Annotated in this window: 1 protein-coding gene; it reads right to left on the minus strand. The window is 68.1% G+C overall.

From position 1 onward, the window contains the following. On the minus strand, positions 1 to 426 hold a 426-nt coding region (locus tag AC1DKD_RS42205), incomplete at both ends, for an MMPL family transporter (RefSeq protein ID WP_477144861.1).

The following is a 426-nucleotide window of genomic DNA, read 5'->3' on the forward strand; positions in this document are numbered from 1 at the left end:
GGGTCAGGGTGATGGCGACCAGGACCGCCACCGCCACGGTTCCCGCGGCGGCGAGGCCCATGACAGTGAGGAACGGCAGCCCGGGGACCACCAGGGCTGCAAGGGCGATGATCACGGTGAGCCCGGCGAAGACCACCGCGTTGCCGGAGGTTCCGTTTGCCCGGGCCACGGACTCCTTAGGGTCCATTCCGGCCAGGAGCTGCGTCCGGTGCCGGTTGACGATGAACAGCGAGTAGTCGATGCCGACGGCCAGGCCCAGCATGAGGGCAAGCATGGGGGAGATGGAGCTCATGTCGAACAGGCCTGAGAGTGCGAACGTGATGCCCACGCCCACGCCGACGCCGATGATGGCCATCAGCAGCGGCAGTCCGGCCGCGATCAGCGTCCCCAGCATGAGGATCAGGACCAGCGCAGCGACGGCGATGC

Source organism: Cupriavidus sp. 05T313, from assembly GCF_056396665.1.